The organism is Marivita sp. S6314 (assembly GCF_023015985.1).
Taxonomy (GTDB): Bacteria; Pseudomonadota; Alphaproteobacteria; order Rhodobacterales; family Rhodobacteraceae; genus Marivita.
On record NZ_JALKAO010000002.1, the window covers coordinates 482,275 to 507,456 of the forward strand.

General features: G+C 59.3%; 25 protein-coding genes and 1 tRNA gene. 13 read left to right on the forward strand and 13 right to left on the reverse strand.

The window, feature by feature from the left end:
• The first annotated feature begins 102 nt into the window (after positions 1–102).
• Complete coding sequence (locus MWU54_RS06865; protein ID WP_247081654.1) at positions 103–801, forward strand: aspartate/glutamate racemase family protein; 699 nt, start codon at positions 103–105, stop codon at positions 799–801.
• Between the two features lie 29 nt (positions 802–830).
• Here MWU54_RS06865 and MWU54_RS06870 read toward each other — a convergent pair.
• The 3 genes from MWU54_RS06870 to MWU54_RS06880 form a co-directional block, all read right to left on the reverse strand.
• A tRNA-Arg gene (locus tag MWU54_RS06870) sits at positions 831–907 on the reverse strand.
• A 46-nt stretch (positions 908–953) separates the two neighbouring features.
• Positions 954–1,340 (reverse strand): GNAT family N-acetyltransferase, encoded by a 387-nt coding sequence (locus MWU54_RS06875; RefSeq protein WP_247081655.1) that lies wholly within the window; start codon positions 1,338–1,340, stop codon positions 954–956.
• 75 nt (positions 1,341–1,415) lie between these two features.
• On the reverse strand, positions 1,416–1,727 hold the full coding sequence (locus MWU54_RS06880; protein WP_247081656.1) for an ETC complex I subunit: 312 nt from the start codon (positions 1,725–1,727) through the stop codon (positions 1,416–1,418).
• Between the two features lie 419 nt (positions 1,728–2,146).
• On the opposite strand from MWU54_RS06880, the gene uvrB reads away from it, so the two are divergent.
• The gene (gene uvrB, locus MWU54_RS06885; RefSeq protein ID WP_281496000.1) at positions 2,147–4,330 is read left to right on the forward strand and encodes an excinuclease ABC subunit UvrB; all 2,184 of its coding nucleotides are present in this window, start codon (positions 2,147–2,149) and stop codon (positions 4,328–4,330) included.
• A gap of 173 nt (positions 4,331–4,503) precedes the next feature.
• Here uvrB and MWU54_RS06890 read toward each other — a convergent pair whose 3' ends face one another.
• The gene (locus MWU54_RS06890; protein ID WP_247081657.1) at positions 4,504–4,770 is read right to left on the reverse strand and encodes a zf-TFIIB domain-containing protein; all 267 of its coding nucleotides are present in this window, start codon (positions 4,768–4,770) and stop codon (positions 4,504–4,506) included.
• Positions 4,771–4,904: 134 nt separating this feature from the next.
• Here MWU54_RS06890 and MWU54_RS06895 point away from each other — a divergent pair, with 134 nt between their 5' ends.
• The 11 genes from MWU54_RS06895 (at position 4,905) to MWU54_RS06945 (ending at position 16,325) form a co-directional block, all read left to right on the forward strand.
• On the forward strand, positions 4,905–5,351 hold the full coding sequence (locus tag MWU54_RS06895) for an excinuclease ABC subunit B (protein WP_247081658.1): 447 nt from the start codon (positions 4,905–4,907) through the stop codon (positions 5,349–5,351).
• A gap of 86 nt (positions 5,352–5,437) precedes the next feature.
• A complete protein-coding gene (locus MWU54_RS06900; RefSeq protein ID WP_247081659.1) occupies positions 5,438–5,815 on the forward strand; it encodes an excinuclease ABC subunit B in 378 nt (125 codons plus the stop codon).
• Positions 5,816–5,860: 45 nt separating this feature from the next.
• Positions 5,861–8,311, forward strand: coding sequence for an ATP-dependent helicase HrpB (gene hrpB / locus MWU54_RS06905; protein WP_247081660.1), 2,451 nt, complete (start codon positions 5,861–5,863; stop codon positions 8,309–8,311).
• A gap of 61 nt (positions 8,312–8,372) precedes the next feature.
• Positions 8,373–9,254: a tRNA 2-thiocytidine(32) synthetase TtcA gene (gene ttcA, locus MWU54_RS06910; RefSeq protein ID WP_247081661.1), complete on the forward strand. Its 882-nt coding sequence runs from the start codon at positions 8,373–8,375 to the stop codon at positions 9,252–9,254.
• 59 nt (positions 9,255–9,313) lie between these two features.
• Positions 9,314–10,843 (forward strand): GGDEF domain-containing phosphodiesterase, encoded by a 1,530-nt coding sequence (locus MWU54_RS06915; protein WP_247081662.1) that lies wholly within the window; start codon positions 9,314–9,316, stop codon positions 10,841–10,843.
• A 139-nt stretch (positions 10,844–10,982) separates the two neighbouring features.
• A complete protein-coding gene (yidC, locus tag MWU54_RS06920; RefSeq protein WP_247081663.1) occupies positions 10,983–12,797 on the forward strand; it encodes a membrane protein insertase YidC in 1,815 nt (604 codons plus the stop codon).
• Positions 12,794–13,540 carry an MOSC N-terminal beta barrel domain-containing protein gene (locus MWU54_RS06925; RefSeq protein WP_247081664.1) on the forward strand — a complete coding sequence of 249 codons (747 nt, stop codon included), beginning with the start codon at positions 12,794–12,796 and terminating at the stop codon, positions 13,538–13,540. Before yidC ends, MWU54_RS06925 begins: the two co-directional genes overlap by 4 nt.
• Before the next feature lies 1 nt (position 13,541).
• A complete protein-coding gene (gene yihA / locus MWU54_RS06930) occupies positions 13,542–14,192 on the forward strand; it encodes a ribosome biogenesis GTP-binding protein YihA/YsxC (RefSeq protein WP_247082200.1) in 651 nt (216 codons plus the stop codon).
• 91 nt (positions 14,193–14,283) lie between these two features.
• A complete protein-coding gene (gene argB / locus MWU54_RS06935; RefSeq protein WP_247081665.1) occupies positions 14,284–15,153 on the forward strand; it encodes an acetylglutamate kinase in 870 nt (289 codons plus the stop codon).
• Positions 15,150–15,803, forward strand: coding sequence for a ferredoxin (locus MWU54_RS06940; RefSeq protein ID WP_247081666.1), 654 nt, complete (start codon positions 15,150–15,152; stop codon positions 15,801–15,803). Before argB ends, MWU54_RS06940 begins: the two co-directional genes overlap by 4 nt.
• A gap of 27 nt (positions 15,804–15,830) precedes the next feature.
• Positions 15,831–16,325, forward strand: coding sequence for a histidine phosphatase family protein (locus MWU54_RS06945; RefSeq protein ID WP_247081667.1), 495 nt, complete (start codon positions 15,831–15,833; stop codon positions 16,323–16,325).
• A 75-nt stretch (positions 16,326–16,400) separates the two neighbouring features.
• Here the strand turns inward: MWU54_RS06945 and MWU54_RS06950 are convergent, their stop codons facing one another.
• From MWU54_RS06950 to MWU54_RS06990, 9 genes are all read right to left on the reverse strand, one after another.
• Positions 16,401–17,171: an amino acid ABC transporter ATP-binding protein gene (locus MWU54_RS06950; protein WP_247081668.1), complete on the reverse strand. Its 771-nt coding sequence runs from the start codon at positions 17,169–17,171 to the stop codon at positions 16,401–16,403.
• 13 nt (positions 17,172–17,184) lie between these two features.
• The gene (locus MWU54_RS06955; RefSeq protein ID WP_247081669.1) at positions 17,185–18,483 is read right to left on the reverse strand and encodes an amino acid ABC transporter permease; all 1,299 of its coding nucleotides are present in this window, start codon (positions 18,481–18,483) and stop codon (positions 17,185–17,187) included.
• Position 18,484: 1 nt separating this feature from the next.
• Positions 18,485–19,699 carry an ABC transporter permease subunit gene (locus MWU54_RS06960; RefSeq protein ID WP_247081670.1) on the reverse strand — a complete coding sequence of 405 codons (1,215 nt, stop codon included), beginning with the start codon at positions 19,697–19,699 and terminating at the stop codon, positions 18,485–18,487.
• Positions 19,700–19,826: 127 nt separating this feature from the next.
• On the reverse strand, positions 19,827–20,846 hold the full coding sequence (locus tag MWU54_RS06965) for an amino acid ABC transporter substrate-binding protein (RefSeq protein ID WP_247081671.1): 1,020 nt from the start codon (positions 20,844–20,846) through the stop codon (positions 19,827–19,829).
• A 191-nt stretch (positions 20,847–21,037) separates the two neighbouring features.
• A complete protein-coding gene (locus MWU54_RS06970; protein ID WP_247081672.1) occupies positions 21,038–21,748 on the reverse strand; it encodes an ATP12 family protein in 711 nt (236 codons plus the stop codon).
• The gene (locus MWU54_RS06975; protein ID WP_247081673.1) at positions 21,745–22,428 is read right to left on the reverse strand and encodes an HAD-IA family hydrolase; all 684 of its coding nucleotides are present in this window, start codon (positions 22,426–22,428) and stop codon (positions 21,745–21,747) included. The genes MWU54_RS06970 and MWU54_RS06975 overlap by 4 nt, the downstream gene beginning before the upstream one ends.
• The gene (locus MWU54_RS06980; protein WP_247081674.1) at positions 22,425–23,468 is read right to left on the reverse strand and encodes an RluA family pseudouridine synthase; all 1,044 of its coding nucleotides are present in this window, start codon (positions 23,466–23,468) and stop codon (positions 22,425–22,427) included. Before MWU54_RS06980 ends, MWU54_RS06975 begins: the two co-directional genes overlap by 4 nt.
• Complete coding sequence (crcB, locus tag MWU54_RS06985) at positions 23,465–23,845, reverse strand: fluoride efflux transporter CrcB (protein ID WP_247081675.1); 381 nt, start codon at positions 23,843–23,845, stop codon at positions 23,465–23,467. Before crcB ends, MWU54_RS06980 begins: the two co-directional genes overlap by 4 nt.
• Before the next feature lie 31 nt (positions 23,846–23,876).
• On the reverse strand, positions 23,877–25,181 hold the full coding sequence (locus MWU54_RS06990) for a replication-associated recombination protein A (RefSeq protein WP_247081676.1): 1,305 nt from the start codon (positions 25,179–25,181) through the stop codon (positions 23,877–23,879).
• Between the last annotated feature and the right edge of the window lies 1 nt (position 25,182).

Sequence of the window (25,182 nt, forward strand, 5' to 3'; positions counted from 1 at the left end):
CACGTTGCACGGGAAGAGGTGCGGTGTGCAACAGGGAATCGCAATGCGTCGTCCCTGCCATGACCACTTGAATGCAATGGGGTTTCAGGTCTAGCTGAACCCATGACGGATCATCCGCGCCTTGGCATTCTGATGCTTGATACTTCGTTTCCGCGTATCCCCGGTGATGTCGGAAACCCGGACAGCTTTGACTTTCCGGTGACCTATCGCCGCGTGCCCGGCGCAACGCCTGAAGCCGTTGTGGAAGGCGACAGCCGGCGCTGGATTGACGCGTTTATTCGCGAAGGCACCGCGTTGGTGCAATCGGGATGTACGGGTCTGGCCACAACCTGCGGGTTCCTGACCCTTGTCCGGTCCGATATTGCAACCGCCTGCGGTGTCCCGGTGGCCTCGTCCTCGCTGGAACAGATCCCCTTGCTTGCCACGCTCTTGCCGCAGGATCGCACGGTCGGCATCCTCACGATCTCGCGCGCGTCGCTAACGGGCGCGCATCTGGCGGCCGCGCAAGTCCCCCAAGGGGTGCCGATCGAGGGAATGGACGGCAGCCATTTCGCCACAACGATCCTGCGCAACGCCCCCGACCTTGATATCGCACGCGCCCGAGACGAGATGATCACCGCCGCGAAACGCCTGTGCCACGATCACCCGTACGTGGCGGCCATTGTTCTGGAATGTACCAACATGCCGCCTTACGCCGCCGACATCGCGCGCGCCACTGGCCGCCCGGTGTATTCGATCCTGAGCTACCTCAACTGGTTCCACAACGGCCTGCAGCCCGCGCGATACGCCGGGTCAGAGTAATGTTGCATTTTCGGCCTTAAAAATTGGAATGGCGATCCCTGAAGGACTCGAACCCTCAACCTGCTGATTAGAAGTCAGCTGCTCTATCCAGTTGAGCTAAGGGACCGCTGTCCTTGGTTTTGCAGACTTTCGCACCGCAGGGCAAGGTACCCTCAAAGCGATCTTGTCATAAAAACGCTGTACGGGTCTTCGACGTAGTCCCCGAACGGCGGGCAGTAGGAAAAGCCATGCCGTTCGTACAAGCGCCGAGCCGGGGCAAAGACATCTTCGGACCCGGTTTCAAGGCTGACCTGCCGCAAGCCCAGCGTGCGGGCTTCGTCGAGCAACTTCAGCACCAGTGCAGAGCCGATGCCTTTTCCGCGCATTTCTGACTTGGTGTGCATGGATTTCAATTCACCGTGGGTGTCATCAAGCGGCTTGATGGCCCCCATACCCAAGGTGTCCGCCCCCTCTTTCAGCACGAACACGGCTGCGCCGGCCGCAAACAGATCGTCTGCCCCCATCGCGTGACAGCTTTCCGCCGGTGACTGGGAACTCATGGCCTGCAAATGACGCGTGACCAAATCCAGTACATCTGGTCCCGGCGTGTTAACCCGCTCAATCTGAAACGACATTTAATGCGTCCAGGCACCCTTGCGGTCGACCGCAAAGTTTTCCGCATAACCGCGCGCCCGGATATTGGGCTTGCGCTTGTTTGGCGCAAACTGAACCACCTCGATGCCGTGTTCCTTGGCATAAGCTTTGGCCGCGTCCAGCGTGTCGAATTTCAACCGGACCTGGCTTTGCGTGTCCGACGACGACGTCCAGCCCATCAGCGGATCAATTTCGCGCGCGGATTTCGGCGCAAATTCAAGCACCCAGTGTTTCGTCTTTGCCGTACCAGACGACATGGCGGTTTTCGACGGTTGGTAAATTCGTGCGCGCATGATCTTCACCCGTAAATCAGTTGCCGCAGATATGCGGAAAAACACCCGGCTGCGCAAGCGTTACAACGGCTTTGAATTGTCGCAGCATCGAAAGGAATTCGTACAAGCAGGGTGCCACGTCCCTACGAGTCGCGGGGAGCGAGGGGTGGGTGTGTGCGACCCGAAAATCCCTGGCACCAACTGCTTGCAAATTAAAGGTACCCGGTAAATGCAGCTTTGGAAATGAAAAAACGGGCCTTGCCCGGCTCATGGCAGATTGGTCGCACCTTTCGGGGCGTAACCTGCTGTTTCAATGCGCGTTTCCCGCCGGGTTTCTTGGATCAGACAAGCGGTTGCAATTACCGCCAATACACATCATTTTTGGCCTCCTTCCTGTGTGTGTAATCCGTTGTTCCCCTCTCGATTCTGTGCGGTGATGTATGTCCGATATCCAAATCCTCCATTCCCCGGCGCCGGATGTGCGCGGCCGCGAAAAGCTCGAAGGGGGCATTCGCTTTCGGATGGCGACCGATTTTGAACCGGCTGGGGATCAACCGACTGCAATCAAAGAGCTTTCAGCCGGGGTGATAGACGGTGAGCGCGACCAGGTTCTGCTGGGTGCGACCGGAACCGGCAAGACCTTCACCATGGCCAAGGTGATCGAGGAAACGCAGCGGCCTGCCATTATCCTTGCGCCGAACAAGACCTTGGCAGCCCAGCTTTACGGAGAATTCAAGGGATTCTTCCCGGACAACGCGGTCGAATACTTCGTGAGCTACTACGATTACTACCAGCCCGAAGCCTACGTGCCGCGGTCCGACACCTATATCGAAAAAGAATCGCAGATTAACGAACAGATCGACCGTATGCGCCACTCGGCGACACGCGCCCTGCTGGAACGCGACGACGTGATCATCGTCGCCTCGGTGTCGTGCATCTACGGTATCGGGTCTGTCGAAACCTACGGCGCGATGACGCAGGATTTGCATGTCGGCAAGGAGTACGACCAGCGCAAGGTCATGGCCGATCTGGTGGCCCAGCAATACCGCCGCAATGACCAGGCCTTCCAACGCGGATCGTTCCGGGTGCGCGGCGACAGCCTTGAGATCTTCCCGGCTCACCTGGAAGATCGTGCGTGGAAACTGTCGTTCTTCGGCGAGGAACTGGAAAGCATCACGGAGTTCGACCCGCTCACCGGAGAGAAGACCGACACATTCGAGCGCATTCGCGTCTACGCCAATTCGCATTACGTCACGCCGAAACCGACGATGCAGCAAGCCATGATCGGCATCAAGAAAGAGCTGCGACACAGGCTCGACCAATTGGTTGGCGAGGGCAAACTGCTGGAAGCGCAGCGGTTGGAGCAGCGGACGAATTTCGATCTGGAGATGCTTGAGGCCACTGGCGTCTGCAACGGGATCGAGAACTATTCGCGTTACCTCACGGGCCGCGCGCCGGGGGAACCGCCCCCCACCCTGTTCGAATTCATCCCAGACCACGCGATTGTCTTCGCCGATGAAAGCCACGTGTCGGTCCCGCAAATCGGCGGCATGTACAAGGGCGACTTCCGCCGCAAGATGACGTTGGCTGAACATGGGTTCCGCCTGCCGTCCTGCATGGACAACCGCCCCTTGAAGTTCGAGGAATGGGACGCGATGCGCCCGCAATCGGTGTTTGTCTCGGCAACCCCGGCAAAGTGGGAAATCGAACAGACGGGCGGTGTGTTTGTCGAACAGGTGATCCGCCCGACGGGTTTGTTGGACCCCGAAGTCGAAATCCGCCCTGTCGAGATGCAGGTCGATGACCTTTTGGACGAAGTCCGGCGCGTCACGGCGGACGGTTACCGGACATTGGTCACCACCTTGACCAAACGCATGGCCGAAGACCTGACCGAATACATGCACGAGCAGGGCATCAAGGTGCGCTACATGCATTCGGACATCGACACGATCGAGCGGATCGAAATCCTGCGGGATCTGCGATTGGGCGCGTTTGATGTGCTGATCGGGATCAACCTGCTGCGCGAGGGTCTCGATATCCCGGAATGCGGGCTTGTTGCTATTCTGGACGCGGACAAGGAGGGCTTTCTGCGGTCCGAAACGTCACTTGTGCAAACCATCGGCCGCGCCGCGCGAAATGCGGATGGCCGCGTGATCATGTACGCGGATCGCATCACCGGATCGATGGAACGCGCTTTGAACGAAACGAACCGGCGTCGCGCCAAGCAGATTGCCTATAACGAAGAACACGGCATCACCCCCGAGACGGTGAAGAAAAACGTCGAGGATATTCTGGCGGGGCTGTATAAAGGCGACGTGGACATGAACCGCGTCACAGCCAAGGTCGATGACAAATTGCAGGGATCGAACCTGCAAGCGGTTCTGGACGGGTTGCGCGCTGACATGCGCAAGGCCGCAGAAAATCTTGAATTTGAAGAGGCCGCACGCCTGCGAGACGAAGTCAAACGGCTGGAGGCGGTGGATCTGGCTATCGCGGATGATCCACTTGCCCGTCAGTCAGCAGTAGACGCCGCAGCCGACGCGGCAGTCAAATCATCCGGCCGGTCTACGGCAGGACGTCCAGGGCAACGCGGCGGGAATGTGAAGCGGCGTAAAAAACGGTAAATTGTGCGGGGAGAAAGGTCCGCAGGAAAGTTTGCCCTGCGGACACGGCCTTAGATGAACGGCACAAACGGCACGCCGCATGCGCTTAGGGTGAGCAGGGCGAAAAGTGAAATCCACACGCGCATAGTGATATCCTTGGGTCCGGTCTTTTCCCGGACCTATCTGACGCCCGATCAGAAGTCGAACAGGTCTTCCAGAAACCCGCCGCGCTTTTTCTTTTTGTGGTAACTGCTGTCAGACCGGTACCGCCCCTCCTCATAGCCGCGGGACGGTTCGGGCTGGGGCGGCGGCGGGGGCGGTGTATAGGCCCCACTGCGTTCGATGATCTTGTCTAACTCACCCCGGTCAAGCCACACGCCACGGCATTGCGGGCAGTAGTCAATTTCGACGCCAGAGCGTTCGGCAATCACAAGCGCAGTTCCGTCAATGGGGCATTTCATGGGGGTCTCCTCGATTGATCCCGTCAAAGATAAGTTCGAAATGTGCGTTTACACCCCCCTAACGTGAAATGATCGTTGGTCTTCGCACCGGAACCCCCTACTTTTATTCTATGAGAGCTTTTCTATTACCTTTGTTGTTCAGCGCCAGCGCGGCGCAGGCGTGGGATTTCACGCCATCGCCAATTTGCACCCTGTTCCATCAGGGCGAAGAGATGTCGGTCTCCGTGACCTTTGATCCCAGCAATTCGGAATACGCGATCAACCTGTCGCGCGAGGCAGGGTGGCCGGATGCCGACGTGTTCCAGATCCGGTTCGAAGGCGCACGCCGATTAACGATTTCGACCAACCGACATGTAATTAACCAAGCGGACACCCGAACGCTGACGGTGACGGATCGCGGATTTGGAAACGTGTTGAACGGGATCAAGTTCAACGCGCGGGCGGTGGCGGTCTTGGGTGACGTCGAAGTACCGGTCTCGCTCGACGGCGCGGCCCCGGCGGTTGACGCGTTCCGTACTTGCCCGACGGACCAGATGGCAGTCGGGCCACGGCCTTCGGCAAATATCGCACTGCCAAGCTGAAGGCCTCGACACCACAAGGGACTGCGGAAGGTCGACGAAAATGCAGCGCAGTTGCGGTACGCGGTGGTGCCGCATAGTCTGATCGCATGCTCCGCTACATTCCCTTGATGCTTCTCCTCGTCGCGTGTGCCACCCCGCAAGAGCGCTGCATCAATGACGCCGCTGCGCCCTACCGGTCGGCGCTCAAGGAACGGGCCAAAATCGCAGAGACACTGGCGCGGGGATTCACGTACAAAACCGAATATGAAACGCGTCGGGTCTTCAGCCGCTCCCGCATCGGACCCGATACGTTTGTGCCCTGCTGGGACCGCGAAACGGTTCCGGTCACAAAGCGGATCGCGGTTGATGCCGATGCTCTGCGCGCGCGGGATGCGCAACTGGCGCGGGATCTGCCCAACCTGCAACGAGCGGCCGAACGCGGTGCTTATGCGTGCGCTCAGGCGTTTGCCAAAACCGCGCCCTGACCACGCCGTCTTGTTCGCAAACCCGCATCGCGCTTTAAGGGCGGCATGCACAGACTCCCGATTGATGACGTTCTTCCCGACCTTGTGGCACATCTGCGCCGCACGGGCCGCGCCGTGCTGCAAGCCCCTCCGGGCGCGGGCAAAACCACACGTGTACCGCTTGCGATGCTTGACGCGGGCCTGACGAACCAGAAGATCGTCATGCTGGAACCGCGCCGCTTGGCGGCCCGGGCCGCGGCAGACCGGATGGCACAGACATTGGGCGACTCTGTCGGGCGGCAGGTGGGATACCGGGTGCGCGGCGACAGCAAAGTGTCCCGCGACACGCGGATCGAGGTGGTGACCGAAGGCATCCTGACCCGGATGATCCAAAGTGATCCCGAATTGACCGGGATCGGCGCGGTGATCTTTGACGAATTTCACGAACGCTCGCTGAATGCCGATCTGGGGCTTGCCCTGACTTTGGAAATAGCCGACGCGCTGCGCGATGACCTGATCTTGCTGGCCATGTCCGCCACGCTGGACGCCGGCCCGGTCGCCGACCTCATGTCCGCCCCGATCGTCACCTCGGAAGGACGTAGTTTCCCGGTCGAGACCCGCTGGCTGGACAGACCTTTGGCCAAAGGTGTGCGCTTTGAGATGGCGATGGCGGATCTCGTCCTCAACGCAGCACGGGACACCGAAGGCGGAATCCTGGCATTCTTGCCCGGAGAAGGCGAAATCCGGCGGGTTCAAGCCGCCTTGGAGGGCCGGGTTCCGAACGGGGTGCAGATACGCCCGCTGTTCGGGGCCATGCCCTTCAAAGCCCAGCAGGACGCGATCAAACCCGCAAGCCAAGGACGCAAGATCGTTCTGGCCACCTCGATCGCGGAGACATCCCTGACCATCGAAGACATCCGCGTTGTCGTCGATGGCGGACGCGCCCGCCGCGCCCGGTTTGATCCGGGCTCCGGAATGTCGCGTCTGGTGACCGAGAAGGTGACCAAGGCAGAAGCAACGCAACGGGCCGGGCGCGCGGGCCGTGTCGCAGAGGGCGTTGCCTACAAGTTGTGGAGCAAAGGCGAAGACGGCGCGCTTTCCGCTTTTCCGCCAGCCGAGATCGAGGCCGCCGACCTTGCGGGATTGGCTTTGGAACTTGCGCTCTGGGGTGCACGGTCAAGCGAATTGCCGTTTCTGACGCCGCCGCCAGATCGGGCCTTATCCGAAGCGCACGCTTTGCTGGTGATGCTGGGCGCGCTGGACAGGGATCACCGGATCACTGATCACGGTCGCCAACTGGCCCGACTGCCCTTACATCCGCGACTTGCTCATATGCTGAGCATCGCCGGACCCGATGCCGCGTCGTTGGCTGCTTTGCTGGCCGACAGGGATCCGGTTCAGGGATGCGGGGTCGATCTGCACCTGCGGATGGACGCGTTGCGCGACCCCAAGACGTTTCTGAACACCCGACGGGCCACTGTGAACCGAAACGGCATAGACCGCATCCGGACCGACGCGGCACGGCTAAAGAAACTTGTGACTAAAGGACGGTCGGAACGATTGACTACTGCCGAGATGGCCGCCCTGGCCTACCCTGATCGTATCGGATTGCGCCGCAAGGGAGATGCGGCCCGGTTCCAGTTATCAGGTGGGAAAGGGGCCGTCATGGAGGACAGCGATCCATTGGCCGGGGCGCGCCTGATCGTGGCAACGGACCTGGATGGCAACCCGCGCGAGGCCCGGATTCGCCAAGCGATCCAAATCCCGGAAAGCGCCGTCCGTGCCCTGTTTCACGATCAGATCACATGGGAAAGCCTATGTGCCTGGTCCAAACGCGACCGCCGGGTTGTATCACGCCAGCAGGAAAAACTGGGGGCGATTGCGCTGGACGACAGGGTTTGGAAAGACGCCCCGGCAGACAGAAGCGCGACCGCCATGTTGGACGGTGTGCGTGACCTTGGCCTGCAGCTTGCCATGACGGATACCGCGCGGCGGTTCATCGCCCGTGTGTCAATCGCCCGTACAGCGGGGCATGACATGCCAGACATGTCCGAGGAGGCCTTGCTGAGTGATCTTGAGACGTGGTTACTGCCACATCTGGGTGATGTGCGCACCGCCGAGATGTGGAAACGCTTTGATCTGCTGCCAGCCTTGCGGGCCATGTTGGACTGGTCGCAGATGCAGGCGCTGGACCGTGCGGTGCCGGGCAGTTTCACGACCCCGTTGGGGCGCAGCATACCGATTGATTACTCTGGCGATCACCCCGAAATCTCGCTTCGCTTGCAAGAGATGTTTGGACAGAAAACACACCCGACGGTGGGCAAGACGCCACTCAAGGTGACTCTGCTGTCGCCTGCGCAACGCCCGGTACAAACCACCATGGATTTGCCCGGGTTCTGGGCCGGTTCCTACGCCGATGTGCGCAAGGACATGCGCGCCGCCTACCCCAAACACCCCTGGCCCGAAGACCCAACCGAAGCCGATCCAACCCTGCGCGCCAAGCAACGCAAACGCTGATTGAACGCCGGTTATGTGACGGGTCTTGCTGGTGTGTTCAGAAAACCGTACATCGCACGGCATGCTTGATGATGCCGACGATATTCACCCGCTGTTCTACGGCGCGCCCAAGACCACCGAATTCAAGAAACTGCGCAAGCGTATCATTCAAAATGTACGCGAAGCGGTGGAACAATACGGGATGGTGGACCGCGAGGCGTCCGAGACGCCGAAATGGCTTGTGTGCTTGTCCGGCGGCAAGGACAGCTACACCCTGCTAGCCGTCTTGTACGAATTGAAATGGCGCGGGCTGCTTCCGGTGGATCTTTTGGCCTGTAACCTTGATCAGGGGCAGCCGGGTTTTCCTGCCACCGTATTGCCAGCGTTTCTTGAAAAGATGGGCGTGCCGCATCGGATCGAGTATCAGGACACCTACTCTATCGTCGTCGACAAGGTACCCCAGGGGCGCACATATTGCGCGCTGTGTTCACGCCTGCGCCGGGGGAACCTCTACCGCATTGCACGCGAGGAAGGGTGCTCTGCCGTGGTGCTTGGTCATCACCGCGACGACATTCTTGAGACTTTCTTTATGAACCTGTTTCACGGCGGACGCCTTGCGACCATGCCGCCAAAACTGGTCAACGAGGAAGGCGACCTGTTCCTGTATCGTCCCCTCGCCCATGTTGCCGAAGCCGATTGCGAAAAATTTGCCACCGCGATGCAATACCCGATCATCCCGTGCGACCTCTGTGGCAGCCAGGACGGATTGCAACGTCAGCAGGTCAAAGCGATTCTGGACGGTTGGGAAAAGAACAGTCCCGGACGCCGACAGGTCATGTTTCGCGCCCTGACAAACGCACGACCATCGCATCTATTGGACAGTGCATTGTTCGATTTCAAAGGGTTAGAGATTAAGTCCGCCGAGTTTAGCTCTAATCCGATGGATATTCCCAAGCTGGATTAAACCTATCCTTACCGGTTCGGGGCGACTGTCGCGCAAACGAAGTATGCGGCGGCGGCAGGATGACCCTGAAACCAGACATCGATAGCGTGAAACTAGGACTGCGACGTGGGTTGCAGGGCCCGCAGATGCTGGCCTTTCTTCCGGCGCTGTGTCTTGCGGCATATTGGGGCGGTGGCGAAATCCTTCTTGTGCTTTGCGCCTTGCTCACACCGTTGGCATATGCCTTGACCGGTGGGTTTGGTCGCATGGCGGATGCCGATGTTTCCGGCGGGCACCAACAACCAGATCCGGTCGAGGTGGCACAGCAGTTTCTGGAAACCGCGCAGCATACAGGGCAGACAACCGCCTGTTTTCAGGTGGAAATATCAGATCTTTCTGAAATAGCACGCACGCTTGACGATGCGGCCGCAGACGATGCCCGCCAGCAATTGATCGCCCGCTTCAAGTCGTCGCTGCGCGACACGGATCACGTCTTCCCAACAGGCGACGCGCGCTTCACCGTTTTGATCTCACCCGGGTATCGGTTGAAATTGGACAGCCTTTTGGACGTGGCAAAGCGTATGCGCGCATCGGTAGAAGACCCGCTGTCACTCGGCGGGACTGCGCGGCACTTATCTGCCGCGATCGGGGTGGCGTCCTCGCTCAATTTCGGACGGAACGCCACCGGTGAAAACTGGTTGGCATCCGCCACGCAAGCCTTGAACGAAGCCTGCCTGAGCGGCCCGTCTGCAACACGCGTCTGGTCCGACAAGCTGTCCCGGCAATGCCAAACCCGAACCGTGATGCGGGAAGACCTGGCAATCGCGTTTGAGAAAGGACAGATCCAAGCCTATTTCCAACCACAGGTCAGCGTAAGAACCGGTCTCGTGTCCGGGATGGAGGCACTGGCACGTTGGGATCATCCCGTACACGGCATCTTGGCCCCGGCATCGTTTTTGCAGGCCTTGAAGGACAGTGGCTGCATGGACCGTTTGGGCAAGGTAATCCTGTCCCAAGCGCTGCAGAACCTGTTTCAATGGGACAAGGCCAACCTTGATGTTCCCAGTGTGAGCGTGAATTTCTCTGAGATCGAGCTGCGCAATCCCAATCTGCCGGAACACATTTCAAGCGAGTTGCGCAAATTTGGCCTGACGCCGCAAAGACTTGTGATCGAGGTTCTGGAAACCACGGTTTCAAACGAAACCGACGATATTCTGCGCCGCAACCTCCACAGCCTGGCAGATATGGGATGCGCGATTGATCTGGATGACTACGGAACCGGCCATGCCTCGATCACGACGCTTCGTCAATTTCCCATTGATCGTCTCAAGATCGACCAAGCGTTTCTGCGCGACGCAGATACCAAAGCGGACAAGAAACAGTTGCTCTGTGCAATCCAGAGCATGGCAGACCACCTAAATATCGCCACCTTGGCCGAAGGGGTCGAAACGCATGGCGAACATGGCGTGTTGCAAGACCTGGAAATCCCGTACGCGCAGGGGTTTCTTTATGCCGAACCGCAGTCACCCACCGACATAGCGGCATGGCTGCAACATCATCACGCAGGTCAGGAACAGGGCAAGGACGGCAATATCCGTCTGATCATGTAATATGGCTGCCACACGTGCGCGTTCAAAACCGCTTGATCAAATGCCGCACTGACCTGTGTTTCCGGTGATTCCGCTTGACCTTCAGCCACAGGGCCTGTTGAACGCTGCGGTAATCCAAAAGTACAGGTGGCGGTCCCCGATGGACGATCAGAATAAGAACCTTCTTATTGCAACAGCACTCAGCTTTGCGGTCATTCTGGGATGGTTTGTTTTGTTTCCGCCCCCGGAACCCACAGTGGACCCGGAAACGGCCCTGCCGCCTGCTGCCGATTCAGCCGCACCGGCAATTGCAGCCACGCCAGAAGCGGCCCCAGGTGCCGCAACAGGCGCGACGCAATCGGCTGCCCCGACGGTCGCGGATGCGCCGCGCGTTCCAATTGAAACCGAACGTCTTGTCGGGTCAATCTCGCTTGCCGGTGGCCGGATCGACGACCTGTCTTTGAAGGACTATCGCGTGTCTTTGGAAGACGGCGCAGATGTTGTCCACCTGTTGAACCCGGTAGGATCGGAAAGCCCGCATTACGCGGTCTTCGGTTGGGCCCCCGGGGGTGGTTTGACACTCGACGACGTGCCAAGCATCGTCACCGAATGGTCGCTTGAATCCGGCGACACCCTGACCTCAGATGCGCCGATTGTCCTGCGCTGGGATAGCCCCACAGGTGCCATTTTCCGGCGCACCATCGAAGTCGACGAAGACTACATGTTCAGCGTGACCCAGTCGGTCGAAAACTCCGGATCGCAAGCCATGACGATCGCGCCCTATGGCCTGATTGCGCGGCACGGGGAACCGACCGATCTCAAGAACTTCTTCATCCTGCATGAAGGTGTTGTTGCCATGGCGGACGGCACGCTCGCGGAAATCGACTACGATGAAATGCCAGATTTCGCCATGATGCCCTCGCAAGGCGCGCGCGCCGAAGTGGTGCAGGTCACGGAAAGCGGCTGGATCGGGTTCACCGACCACTACTGGATGACCACGGTCATCCCCGAAAACGGCACGCCTTTCCGCCAGGTTGCCAAGTACAATGAAGCCAGCAACATCTACCAGACGGAGGCCGTTCAGCCGACCGTTACAATTGCTCCGGGTCAGTCACAGAGCGTGACCACACAGCTGTTTGCCGGCGCAAAGGAATGGGAAACCATTCGTGACTATCAGGACGCAGGCGTCGACCGTTTCATCGACTCGATCGACTGGGGTTGGTTCTTTTTCCTGACCAAGCCGATTTTCTGGCTGCTGCACCACTTGAACCTGCTGATCGGCAACATGGGTTGGGCGATCATCGGCCTGACACTGACGATCAAGGCGTTGCTCTTCCCGCTGGCGTATAAATCCTACGTCTCGATGGCGAAGATGAAAGAGCTTCAGCCCGAGATGGAAAAGATCAAAGAACGCGCCGGCGATGACCGTCAAAAGCTCCAGCAGGAAATGATGGAGATGTACAAGAAGGAAAAGGTGAACCCCGCCTCTGGATGTTTGCCGATCCTGCTGCAGATCCCGATCTTCTTCTCGCTCTACAAGGTGATTTTTGTCACGCTTGAACTGCGTCACGCCCCCTGGCTTGGCCCGTTTCAGGATCTGTCGGCACCCGACCCGACCTCGATTTTCAACTTCTTCGGCCTGTTCCCATGGGCGGCGCCGACGCCTGGCTCCTTGCTGGCTCTGGTGTTTATCGGCATTCTGCCGATGCTTCTGGGCATTTCCATGTGGCTGCAGCAAAAGCTGAACCCGGCCCCCACGGACCCGACGCAGGCGATGATCTTTGCCTGGCTGCCATGGGTGTTCATGTTCATGCTCGGCGGTTTTGCCAGTGGCCTGGTGGTGTACTGGATCGCGAACAACACGATCACCTTCACGCAGCAGTACCTGATCATGCGGTCACAGGGGTATAAGCCTGACGTGTTTGGCAATATCAAATCCGGCATAAAGCGCGGCCCGAAGCCCGATCAGAAATGACCGGGCGCATCGCCGAAATCTGGCGTCATCCGATCAAGAGCCATGGCCGGGAGCCGCTTGACGCCGTCTCGCTGACCCCGGGCAAGGCGCTTCCGTTTGACCGCCATTGGGCGATTGCCCACGAACGGTCAGATGCAGATGGGTCCAAATGGGTGAGCTGCGGCCATTTCTGTCGGGTGGCGAAAATTCCGGCCCTGATGGCGATCAGTTCATCGTTCGATGAAGCGACGGGCCAGATCACATTGCGCCATCCCGACCGCGCGCAAGACGTGTGTTTCAACCCCGATACCGAGGCCGATACCTTCTTTGCCTGGGTGCACGGGTTCTCAGATGATGCGGCATTGCAGCCCACGCGCATCGTCAAAGCCGCCACCGACGCCTTTACCGACAGCGATTTCCCAAGCATCACTTTGTGCAACCTGTCTTCGCATCGCGCCGTGGAACAACGGGTCGGACAGCCGCTGTCCCGCCAGCGCTGGCGCGGAAATATCTGGATTGATGGGCTGGCCCCGTGGGAAGAGTTTGACTGGGATGGACGCGACATCCGCATCGGTGACGCGCTTCTGAGGGTCAAAGAACGAACGGACAGATGCATGTCGACCCATACCAATCCCGACACTGGCCGCCGCGATGCCGAGGTTCTGCCCGCGCTCGACACATGGGGGCACCGCGATTTCTCGGTCCGGGCCGAAGTGATCGAAGGCGGATCAATTGCAATAGGCGACGAGGTGGCCCGTGTCTGAAATGCGTATGCCCTTCCCCCTGGCCGAAGACCCTGATGCAGCAATGCGTGAGGTCGGCCGCAAACTGTTTGCTGGAGAGGTGGAGTTCCTCAAAGGCGTTGTCGCCATGGACGGGCTTCCGCCCGATGATCGGATTGAGGTTTGTTTTGCCGGACGTTCGAATGTCGGGAAATCGTCTTTGATCAACGCGGTCACCGGGCGCAAGGCGCTGGCCCGCGCATCGAACACGCCGGGGCGCACACAGGAAATCAACTATTTCACGGTGGGCGACCAACGGTATCTTGTCGACCTGCCGGGTTATGGCTTTGCCAATGCACCGGTCCAGGTGGTTGCAAAATGGCAAGCCTTGCTCAAGCAATACCTGTCGGGGCGCGCCAGCCTCAGACGGGCCTTCGTGCTGGTCGACAGCCGTCACGGCATCAAACCCGTCGACGAAGAGATCATGACCCTGCTCGACAAAAGCGCGGTGACCTTTCAGGTGGTGCTGACCAAGGCGGACAAGATCAAACCGTCCCAGCATGACACGCTGTTGGAGCAGGTGCGCAGCCGACTGGCCAAGCATCCCGCCGCCTATCCGGAATTGGTGCTGACCAGCAGCGAAAAGGGTGACGGGATCGCAACCTTGCGCAGCATTATCGCCGGGATCGCCTGAAGCCGGGAACGCAAAACGGCTTGCCACGGGTCCGGGCATGTCGCACACAGGGTCAACGTCAGGCCGCGTTCTGGCAAGGATACCAAGACAGATGAAATCCCGAGATATGAACCACGATTGGATCGCAACTGCCCGCACCCTGTCCGAGGCGCTTCCCTATATGCAACGCTATGCGGGCGCGGTGGTCGTGGTCAAATTTGGTGGCAATGCCATGGGCGACGATGACGCGATGGCGGAGTTCGCCCGCGACATCGTCCTGATGCGACAGGTCGGGATTAATCCGGTTGTGGTCCATGGCGGCGGTCCGATGATCAACGACATGCTGAACCGGCTTGGGATCGTGTCAGAGTTCGTGCGTGGCAAACGCGTGACCGACAAGGCGACAATCGAAGTTGTCGAAATGGTGCTCACCGGGCTGGTGAACAAGCGTATCGTTCAGGCGATCATGGATCAGGGCGGCCGCGCCGTGGGCCTTTCGGGAAAAGACGACGATCTGATGGTCTGCGAGCCGGACGATCCGGAGCTTGGCTTTGTCGGGCGTCCGGTCCGCATGAACGCGCAGGTGTTGCGCGATCTGTTTGATGCCGGGATCATCCCGGTGGTCGCCCCGGTTGCGACGGGTACGCAGCCCAACGAGACGTTCAACGTCAACGGGGATACCGCGGCCGGTGCAATCGCCGGCGCGTTGCGGGCGGATCGGTTGCTGTTGTTGACCGATGTCAGCGGCGTCAAAGACACCAGCGGCACGGTTGTCACAGCGATGACGCCGGAAGACGTTACCGCCATGATTGCGGACGGCACCATCGCGGGAGGCATGATCCCCAAGACAGAAACCGCGTTGAAAGCCATCGAAGACGGCGTGCGCGCCGTCGTCATTCTGGATGGGCGTGTGCCAAACGCATGCCTTCTGGAATTGTTCACGGAACATGGCGCAGGTTCGCTGATCCGGCCTGAACGGTGACGCTGGATCAACTGGATGCCGAGGCGCGCCAACTGGGTCTGGCCGTGCGCGGGGCGTTTCATCCAGCGGCTGATGATCTGTCCCCGGACGGCACTCGGACGCTGGTCCTGTTGGGTCCAAATGAGCCGCAGTTCTGGACCATCTTCAAAGCGTCACCCGAGTTTGCCGACGGTGCCCCACACCCGCTGGATCGGTGGTCCAAACGCATCACGCATATGCTGGCGCAGGAGCGTCAGGCCACGGCCATTTTTCCTTATGACGGTCCGCCCTACGCGCCCTTTCTCAGATGGGCTGAAAAAAGCGGGGCGAACTGGCCGTCGCCGGTGGGATTACTGGTCCACGAAACCGCCGGGCTCTTTATAAGTTTCCGGTCAGTTCTGGCCTTGCCGGACCGATTGGACCTTCCTGAACCGGGCACGTCACCGTGCCTGACCTGCGCCGATCAACCCTGCGCATTCGCCTGCCCGGTTGGCGCTTTGGCCCCCGGGCAGGCCTATGACGTGCCTGCCTGCGTGGCGCATGTCCACAGCCCAGCGGGCGCAGCGTGCAGAAATGGCTGCCTGGTGCGGCGCGCCTGCCCTGTGTCTCAACGGTTCGGACGCGTCGAGGAACAATCAGCTTTCCACATGCGCGCGTTTTTGGGAGACTGACCGCACGCAACACAAAGGTGCAAGCTTGTGAAACGGTTGATCCTCATGCGGCATGCGAAATCGGATTGGTCCGCCGGTGAGGACGATCACGGCCGCCCCCTGAACAAACGCGGCACCCAGAGCGCGCCCGCTATGGGGGAATGGCTCAGAGCGCAGGGCTGGATACCGCAGGAAGCGTTGTGCTCAACGGCAACACGAACGCGGCAAACGCTCGATCTGTTGGGATTCGACGGCTTGCCCACACGCTTTGAACGAGGGTTGTACCTGGCCGACGCCCGCGACATGATCGCATGTTTGCAAACCGCGAGCGCCGACACGGTCTTGATGGTGGGGCACAATCACGGCATCGCGGACTGCGCACATCAACTGGTCGCCGACTGGCCTGCCAATCCGCGATTCATGGATTATCCTACCTGCGCAACAGCCTTGATCACGTTCGCGGTCGACAGCTGGGGCGACATTGCTCCGGGTCTGGGGACCTGTGCAGACTTCGCAATTCCACGCGAACTCATGACCGGTTAAGCACTGGGAAACCGCCACTGCTAACGAAAAAAGCCCGGGTCTGACGCGGGCTTTTCAATCTGGTTTTCACCTGCGTCAGTGGCCGAGGATCTGGCTCAGGAACAGCTTGGTCCGTTCGTTCTGCGGATTGTTAAAGAACTCTTCGGGCTCATTCTGTTCGACGATCTGTCCCGCATCCATAAAGATCACGCGGTTGGCGACCTGTCGGGCAAACCCCATTTCGTGGGTCACACACAGCATCGTCATACCCTCTTCGGCAAGGCTGACCATGGTGTCGAGCACCTCTTTGATCATCTCGGGATCGAGCGCCGATGTGGGTTCATCGAACAGCATGATGCGCGGACGCATGCACAGCGACCGGGCAATCGCCACACGCTGCTGCTGACCACCCGAAAGCTGACCGGGGTATTTGTCAGCCTGTTCCGGGATTTTCACCTTCTCCAGGAAATGCATCGCGGTTTCTTCGGCTTCTTTCTTGGGCGTCTTGCGCACCCAGATCGGAGCCAGCGTGCAGTTCTCAAGGATCGTCAGATGCGGGAACAGGTTGAAGTGCTGGAACACCATCCCGACTTCGGATCGGATCCGGTCGATATTCTTGAGATCCGAGGACAGCAACGTGCCGTCCACGGTGATCGACCCTTTCTGGTGCTCTTCCAACGCATTGATGCAGCGGATCAATGTGGATTTGCCAGAGCCTGACGGCCCCGCAATCACGATCCGTTCGCCACGATACACGGTCAGATCAATGTCGCGCAGAACGTGGAACGTCCCGTACCACTTGTTCATGTTTTCGATCTGGATCGCCACCTCATCCGAGATGGACATCTGTGTTTGAGTTTCAGCCATATCGTTGGCCTCCTTATCGATGATCGGTGGCAAGCTCACGCTCAAGCCACTGCGAATATTGTGAAATGCCGTAGCAGACGACGAAGAACAGAAGGACGGCAAAGCCCCACAGTTCCCAGTAGACGCCATTCCATTCGGTCGACGCGAGGATCGGCCCGCGGATCATGCCCACGAGGTCAAACATCGAGATCACCGACACCAGCACTGTATCTTTGAACAAGCCAACCGCCACGTTCACGATCCCCGGAATAGAGATTTTGAGCGCTTGCGGCATGATGATCAGGCGTGTGGATTGCGCATAGTCAAGGCCAAGGCTGTCGGCCGCCTCGTACTGGCCCCGTGGCAACGCTGCCAGACCGCCCCGGATCACCTCGGCAATATAGGCCGACGAGAACATGGTGATCATGATGATCACGCGCAGGACAAGGTCAAAATTCGTGCCCGGTGGCAGGAAATACGCCAGCACCACGTTGGCAACGAACAGCAACGTGATCAGCGGCACACCCCGAATGAATTCGATGAAGACCACGCAAATCCATTTGATGATGATCATGTCCGACTGACGGCCCAGCGCCAGCAGGATCCCGATGGGCAGCGACAGCGACACACAGACGGTGCCCAAGATGATGTTCAGCATGAACCCACCCAGGTCCCGCGATGGAACAGCCTCCAGCGCCATAAAGCCCGGGGCTGCACCGGTGATAAATCCACCGAGCCACCATACGATCACCGTGGCAAGCAGCCCGGCAATCATCCCCATGGCGAAGCTCTGGTATTCGAACTTCTTGAAGGCGACATAGCCCGCAACGAACCCCAAGAGCGCAACCAGCGGCGTCAGCAGCGATCCGCCCCAGATCAGCCAGAACGCTATGAACGGAAACAGCCCGGTGAAGATGAACATCTGGCGCGGGAACTTCTTGGAAAACAGAACCGGTGCCATGGCGATCAGCAACAGCACAAACGCCAGTGTTGGGCGCCAGTACTGATCGGGCGGATATTTGAACCCGAACAGAAGCTGGTTCCAGCGCTCGGTCAGAACCGAGAAACACGCGCCGACGCCACCTTCCAGAAGCTCGCGACATTCCGCAAGCGAAGAGGTGGTCCAGATGCCGTTGGCAAACCACGGCCATGCACCCGCGACGATCTTATAGATGAAATAGAGCGACAGCACCGTCAGGAGCGTGTTCAACCAGCCGTCAAACAGGTTCTGTCGCATCCATTTGATCACCCCTTGCTCGGACGCGGGGGGCGGCTGTTCTGGCAACATTTCCTGACGCACGAAGGCAACGGTTTGAGCATGTGTATCTGACATCTCAGCGCTCCTGCAGCTTAACGGAATTGTTGTAGACGTTCATCAGGGCCGAAATGCTCAAGGAAATCGTCAGGTAGAACAACATCAACAGCACAACGCATTCAATCGCGCGGCCTGTCTGGTTCAGCGTGATGCCCCCAAGGGTCCCCGTCAGATCCATGTAGCCCACCGCAATCGCAAGCGACGAGTTCTTGGTCAGGTTCAGGTAGTGCGAAATCAACGGCGGAATGATCACACGCAGCGCCTGCGGAAGCACTACGAGGTTCATGATCCGGTTCGGACGCAGACCCAAAGACGCGGCGGCCTCGGTCTGTCCCTTGCTGACAGCAAGGATCCCGGCGCGGACGTTTTCCGCGATAAACGCAGCGGTGTAGATCGACAGCGCGAACCACAGGGCAATCAGCGAGTTCCGCATGAAGATGCCGCCCTGGAAGTTGAAGCCCTTCAATTCGGGATAATCCAATCCAATCGGACGCCCCATGATAAAGAACGCCAGAATTGCCGGAATGAAGAACAGGGCAACGGACGGCCAGAAGGTCGGGATCAGTTGTCCGCGTTCGAACAGGGCTTTGCGCGCATGTTTGCGAAACGCAAAAATTCCGACGATCGACGCCAGGAACACCGCAATGACAACGCCAGACCCCGGTCCGAAGATCGGCGCAGGCGAATAAAAACCTCGTCCGGTAAACGCAAACGCGTCAAGAACCATGCTGGCCTCTGGGTTGTCCCCCCGGAAGTCGCGCGGTTGCGGCAATACGGCCACGAACACGGCCATGATGATCAGAATCCAGATCAGCACAGGCACATTGCGGAAAATTTCGACGTAGAACGAGGTCAGCTTGCGCACGATCCAGTTGTTGCTCAGGCGCAGCACGCCGACAACGACCCCGATGATCGTGGCCATGATGCAGCCAAGAAACGCAACCAGCAGCGTATTGAGAACCCCGACAAGCGATGCCCGCCAATGCGTGGATTGGCTGGTGTATGAAATCAGTGTCTGGTTGATGTCATACCCGGCAGGTTCACCAAGAAACTGGTACGAGATGTTGAGACCAGCCGCAGTCAGGTTCTGGACAAGGTTCCAGCCCAAATAGGCCATCGCCGCGACCAGCAGAACCAAAGCGACAAATTGAAATGTGTAGGATCGATACCGTGTATCGTTGATCAGCATAGAGAGCTGAAACGATCCTGACGGTGGATCGGATAGCGTCGACATGTGTTTATCCCTGTGTTCCCTGGCCCTATTGGCGGCGATTGTCTCGCTCTGGTGCCTGACCTAAGGCATTGTCTGTATATCGAAAAAGGGCGCAGTTTGCACTGCGCCCTTTTCCGTTCGTCAGGATTTAGCGGAAGGGCGGCGAGTAGAGCAGCCCACCCTCGGTCCACTGCGCGTTCAGGCCGCGCGCCAGACCGATTGGTGTGTTTTCACCAATGTTCTTTTCGAACAGCTCACCGTAGTTGCCACCCGCCATGATGGCGTTCTTGGCCCAGTCAGCTTCCAACCCAAGCATTTCGCCCAACGTGCCTTCTGTTCCCAGCAGGCGGTTGATTTCAGGGTTGTTTCCTGCAGATGCGGACATCTCTGCAACGTTTGCAGATGTGACACCCAGTTCTTCTGCTGCGATCAGCGCGTTGAGAACCCAACGGTTGATGTCAGCCCAGTCGTTGTCGCCGTGGCGAACAAGCGGACCGAGTGGCTCTTTGGAAATAATCTCTGGCAGAACAACGTGGTCGCCCGGGTTTTCAAACGCGGCACGTGTCGCGGCAAGGCCGGAGGCGTCTGTTGTATAGACGTCACATGCGCCTTCCAGGTACAGCGGCTGCGCTTCAGCGTTTGTTTCGATCGGAACCGGCTCGTAGCTGATGTTGTTGGCACGGAAGAAATCCGCGAGGTTCAGCTCGGTTGTGGTGCCGGTCTGGATGCAGACGGTTGCGCCATCAAGTTCCTTGGCCGAGGAAACACCCAGTTCCTTGGGAACCATGAAGCCCTGACCGTCATAGTAGTTGATACCGACGAATTCGAACTTCAGGTCGACGTCACGAGAGAACGTCCAGGTGGTGTTCCGTGCCAGAAGGTCGATCTCACCAGAAGCCAGCGCGGTAAAGCGTGTCTTACCAGTTGTCGGCACGAATTCGACGGCGGTTGGATCGCCCAGAACGGCAGCTGCAACGGCGCGGCAGACGCCGACATCGAAGCCTTCCCATTCGCCATTCGCGTTTGGCGCCGCAAACCCGACGAGACCAGTGGTCACACCGCAGTTCAGCTTGCCACGCGCCTTCACATCTTCAAGTGTGGAGGCGGACACGGCACCAGCCGAAAGGCCAGCCACGGTCATCGCGCCAAGAATTGCAATTTTTTTCATTTTTACCTCTTCCTGTTGGTCCGCACCATCAGGCACGGTTTCTAACAAGCGTATTCACGCCCATACGACTTAAGTAGGGAAACCCCTACAATCAGTGATCGCGATTTTGTGGGGATTCAATTCCAGAGGTCAAGCCGAATGGCCTAATTTCCAACCAAAAAACCGCGGTTGCCTTAACGTCACGCCCCCGATTACGGCTGGATCAATCGCATGAACGCGTTTGCGTGCAGAAACGCGGCTTTCTTGTGGTCGGCCATTTCCTGCGCTTCGTCATCCACGCCCCATTGTTCTTGTTGCCAAATCTCGTCGAGTCTGGAAACGCTCCAGATCTCTTCGGGCGGACGATGGCCCAATTGAGCCGCAAACCCAAGGATCAGCGATCCGCTGATCGACACAAGATCGTGAAACGCTGCGAGTTCGAAAACGTTCATGGTATGTACTCGTTTGCGCAGCGTGCCCAGCGCCTCGGGGCATTGCGGAGCGTGGATCACGCCGGTCCGGGGCTCCAGCCGCGCACCCAGCGCATCAGCTGCCCAATTCAGGTACGGATCCCACTGCTCGGCCTGCCGGGCGACCAGTCCTGCAGGTTCTGCCGCGCGATAGCACAGCAGATCACTGTCGCCGTAGTCGGCCAACATATCGGCCACTTCGGATTTCTGACTCCTGACCTTGTCGACCGCAGCATTCGCGGTGCGCGTAAATGGCATGGTGGTCGGATCGATCTTTCCGACCTGCGCGTCAAACTCGGACGCGATGCGGTCAGCCAGCGCCTTGCTTGGCACCTCAAGGAGCGCCTTGGCCGGGGTGCGCACCGGCCTGCCATCCAGCAGCACGCCAAAACCCTCATCCGTCTCAGTGGTGTCGGCAGTGGTCCAAAACCGTTTCGGGGCCCATTCACTCATGTCAGGCGTTCCATCCAAGAATTCAAACTGTCAAACAGATCAGAGGCGGTGTCTACAATACCATCCGCCTCGGACAAGGCTATTTTTGCCTGATAGCCCCAGCTGACCCCGATCGTTGCCACTCCGGCGGCGCGACCCATCGCGATGTCATAACTCGTGTCCCCGATCATCACCGCGTTTTGCGGTTCTACGCCGGTTTCCGACAACGCCGTGACCACCATGGACGGATGCGGTTTCGAAGGGTGGTTGTCAGCCACCTGCGTGGTTTGGAAATAGCCCTGCAAGCCGTGATGCGCGATCATCCGATCCAGCCCGCGGCGGGACTTTCCGGTTGCGGTTGCAAGCAACGTGAAATCCTGTGCGCGAAGGCTGTCCAACACGTCGCGCATTCCCGGGAAAAAGGGCGACTCGGCATCCTGCCCGGCCGTCACATGGCGCAACAACGACAGGTCCTTGTAGCGCGCGGCAAGCCGGTCATGCGTCTCGGGCGGCGCGTCCGGCACAAGCTGCGCCATGAGTTCCGGCAGGGACAATCCGACCCCATGCAGGATAGCATCCTCGGAGGGCACGGCGAGACCAAGATCCTGAAAGCTCTGGCGCATGGAGGCCAGAATATGCGTGCGACTGTCCACCAGGGTGCCGTCGACATCAAACACAACCAACCGAAGCGGTTCGCTCATTCGACATCCTCGAACGGATCGGCCGGCACATCGCGCGGATCCCACTGCACGAACTCCCAGGTCCGCTCCATGTGTTCCGGAAGCGGGGCCGTGATGGTGAGTTTTGCCCCCGTCACAGGATGCGTGATCGAGATCGACCGCGCGTGCAGGTGCAGTTTCCGGCTGACCGCCCCACCCAGCATGGCGCCCCAGCCGTCGCCCAGGTTTTCCTGACCCGACCCGCCATATTTGCCATCCCCGATGATCGGATGTCCAAGCTCGGCCATATGGGCGCGCAACTGGTGTGTGCGTCCCGTGATCGGAACCATGGCCACCCATGCCGTTCGCTGGCCCAATGCGCTTAGCACCGCATAATCCGTGGTCGCGTGTTTTGCGCCTTCGGTATGGGCCACATCACGCGGATGCACCGCGCGCATCTTTTCGTTTTCCCCACTCGCCCCATGACCCGGCGCTTTGACCAGGCCAAACTTGATTGTCCCCATCCGTGGATGCGGCACACCGGCCACCGCCGCCCAATAGATCTTGCGGGTCTCACGTGCGCGGAACGCCTCGGTCAGCGCCCCGGCGATCTTGCGAGTGCGGGCCAGCAGCAGAACGCCAGAGGTGTCCTTGTCCAACCGGTGTACCAGACGCGGTTTCTCATCATACCCAAATGTCAGCGATTCGGCCAATCCGTCCACATGGCGTGTCTGTTTGCTGCCGCCCTGCGTCGGTAATCCGGGTGGCTTGTTCAGCGCAATGATGTGATCGTCGCGGTACAGAACCAACGCCTTCATCATCTCTGCATCTTTGTCAGACACCCCGGGCTTGGGACGCGATTGCACCTCTCCGGGTTCCGGCAGCGGCGGAATGCGCACATCCTGCCCGGTCACCAAACGGGTATTGGCCTTCACCCGGCCGCCATCCACGCGCAGCTCGCCTTTGCGGCACATCTTTTCGATCCGCCCCTGCCCCAGATGCGGGAACAACCGTTTCAGCCAGCGGTCCAGCCTTTGGTCCGCGTCGCCGGGTCCGACGGTGATGTTTTGAACGCGACTCATGCAAAAATACTCCGCGCTGCCAACAGGCCCAGCGCCAGTCCTCCGACCGAAAGTGCAACCGACAGCACCACGTAAAGCGATGCCGACCCAAGTTGCCCGCGTTCGATCAGCGTCATTGTTTCAAGGGAAAATGCCGAAAAGGTCGTGAAGCCCCCCAGAAGTCCGGTCATCACAAACGGCGACATGTGGGTCAGCCCCCGCTGCGCGGCAGCCACGACAAACACCCCCATCAGAAACGATCCAAGAATGTTCACCGTCATGATCGCTATCGGGAAATCTCCGTGCCCGAAAATGCGCAGGATCCCGACCCCGGTCAGAAACCGAAGGCTGGCACCGATCGCACCGCCAAGCGCAACAAGAGAGAGGGTTGTCAACATGCGCGGTCTGTCGCGCGCACAGCATAAAGAGTCAAGTTTGACGCTTCGCCCGCAGCTTTGCGAAATACTCGACACGCTTCTTCAGATCGCGCTCGAACCCGCGCTCCACCGGGGTGTAAAATGCATCCCGGTCGATGCCGTCGGGGAAATAATCCTGACCGGAAAACCCGTCTTCCGCGTCGTGGTCATAGGCATAATCCGACCCGTAGCCCTGATCCTTCATCAATTGCGTCGGGGCGTTCAGGATATGCTTGGGTGGGGCCAGCGACCCGGTCCGTTTCGCCGATTTGCGGGCGGCCTTGTAGGCCACGTACACCGCGTTCGATTTGGGTGCGAGGGCAAGATAAACCAGCGCTTGGGCAATCGCCAATTCGCCTTCCGGGCTGCCCAGCCGCTCGAAGGTTTCCCAGCTTTGCAAACACACCGCCTGCGCCTGCGGGTCCGCCAGACCAATGTCCTCAACCGCCATCCGGGTGATCCGCCGCGCCAGGTAACGCGGGTCTTCCCCGGCATCCAGCATGCGCGCAAACCAGTACAGCGCAGCATCCGGATCAGACCCGCGCACCGATTTGTGCAGGGCGGAAATCAGGTTGTAATGCGCGTCTCCGGACTTGTCGTATTGCGCCGCGCGCTTCATCAGCCGCTGGCCAAGCGCGGCACTGTCCAGCGTTCCGTCCACTTTCCACGCCATCACCTGTTCGATCAGGTTCAGCAGCGCCCGCCCATCCCCATCGGCCATCTCCAAAAGGGTTTCGCGGGCATACCCGTCCAGCGGCAAGGTGCGATCCAGCTCCACTTCCGCCCTTTGGGCCAACCGTTCCAGATCACTCAGCGCAAGCCGTTCCAGCACCAGCACCTGCGCACGGCTGAGCAAGGCGGCATTCAATTCAAACGACGGGTTTTCAGTTGTAGCGCCGACCAGAAGGATCGTACCGTCCTCCATATGCGGCAGAAACCCATCCTGCTGGGCTTTGTTGAAGCGATGGATTTCGTCAACAAACAGCAATGTCCCCTGCCCGGTCTTGCGCCGCAGCTTGGCCGCGTCGAAGACTTTCCGAAGTTCCGGCACACCCGAGAAAATCGCGCTGATCTGAACAAAATGCAGATCAGTTTCGTCCGCCAGCAACCGCGCAAGCGTGGTTTTGCCAACCCCCGGCGGCCCCCAGAAAATGACAGAGCCCAGGCTTCCCGCTTCAAGCATCACGGTCAGTGGCGCATCCGGGCCAATCACCTGGCTTTGGCCAATCACGTCCGACAGCGCCTTGGGGCGCAGCCGATCAGCCAACGGGCGGTGCGCGGTATCCGCAGCGGCGTCAGTGTCAAACAGGTCTGCCACA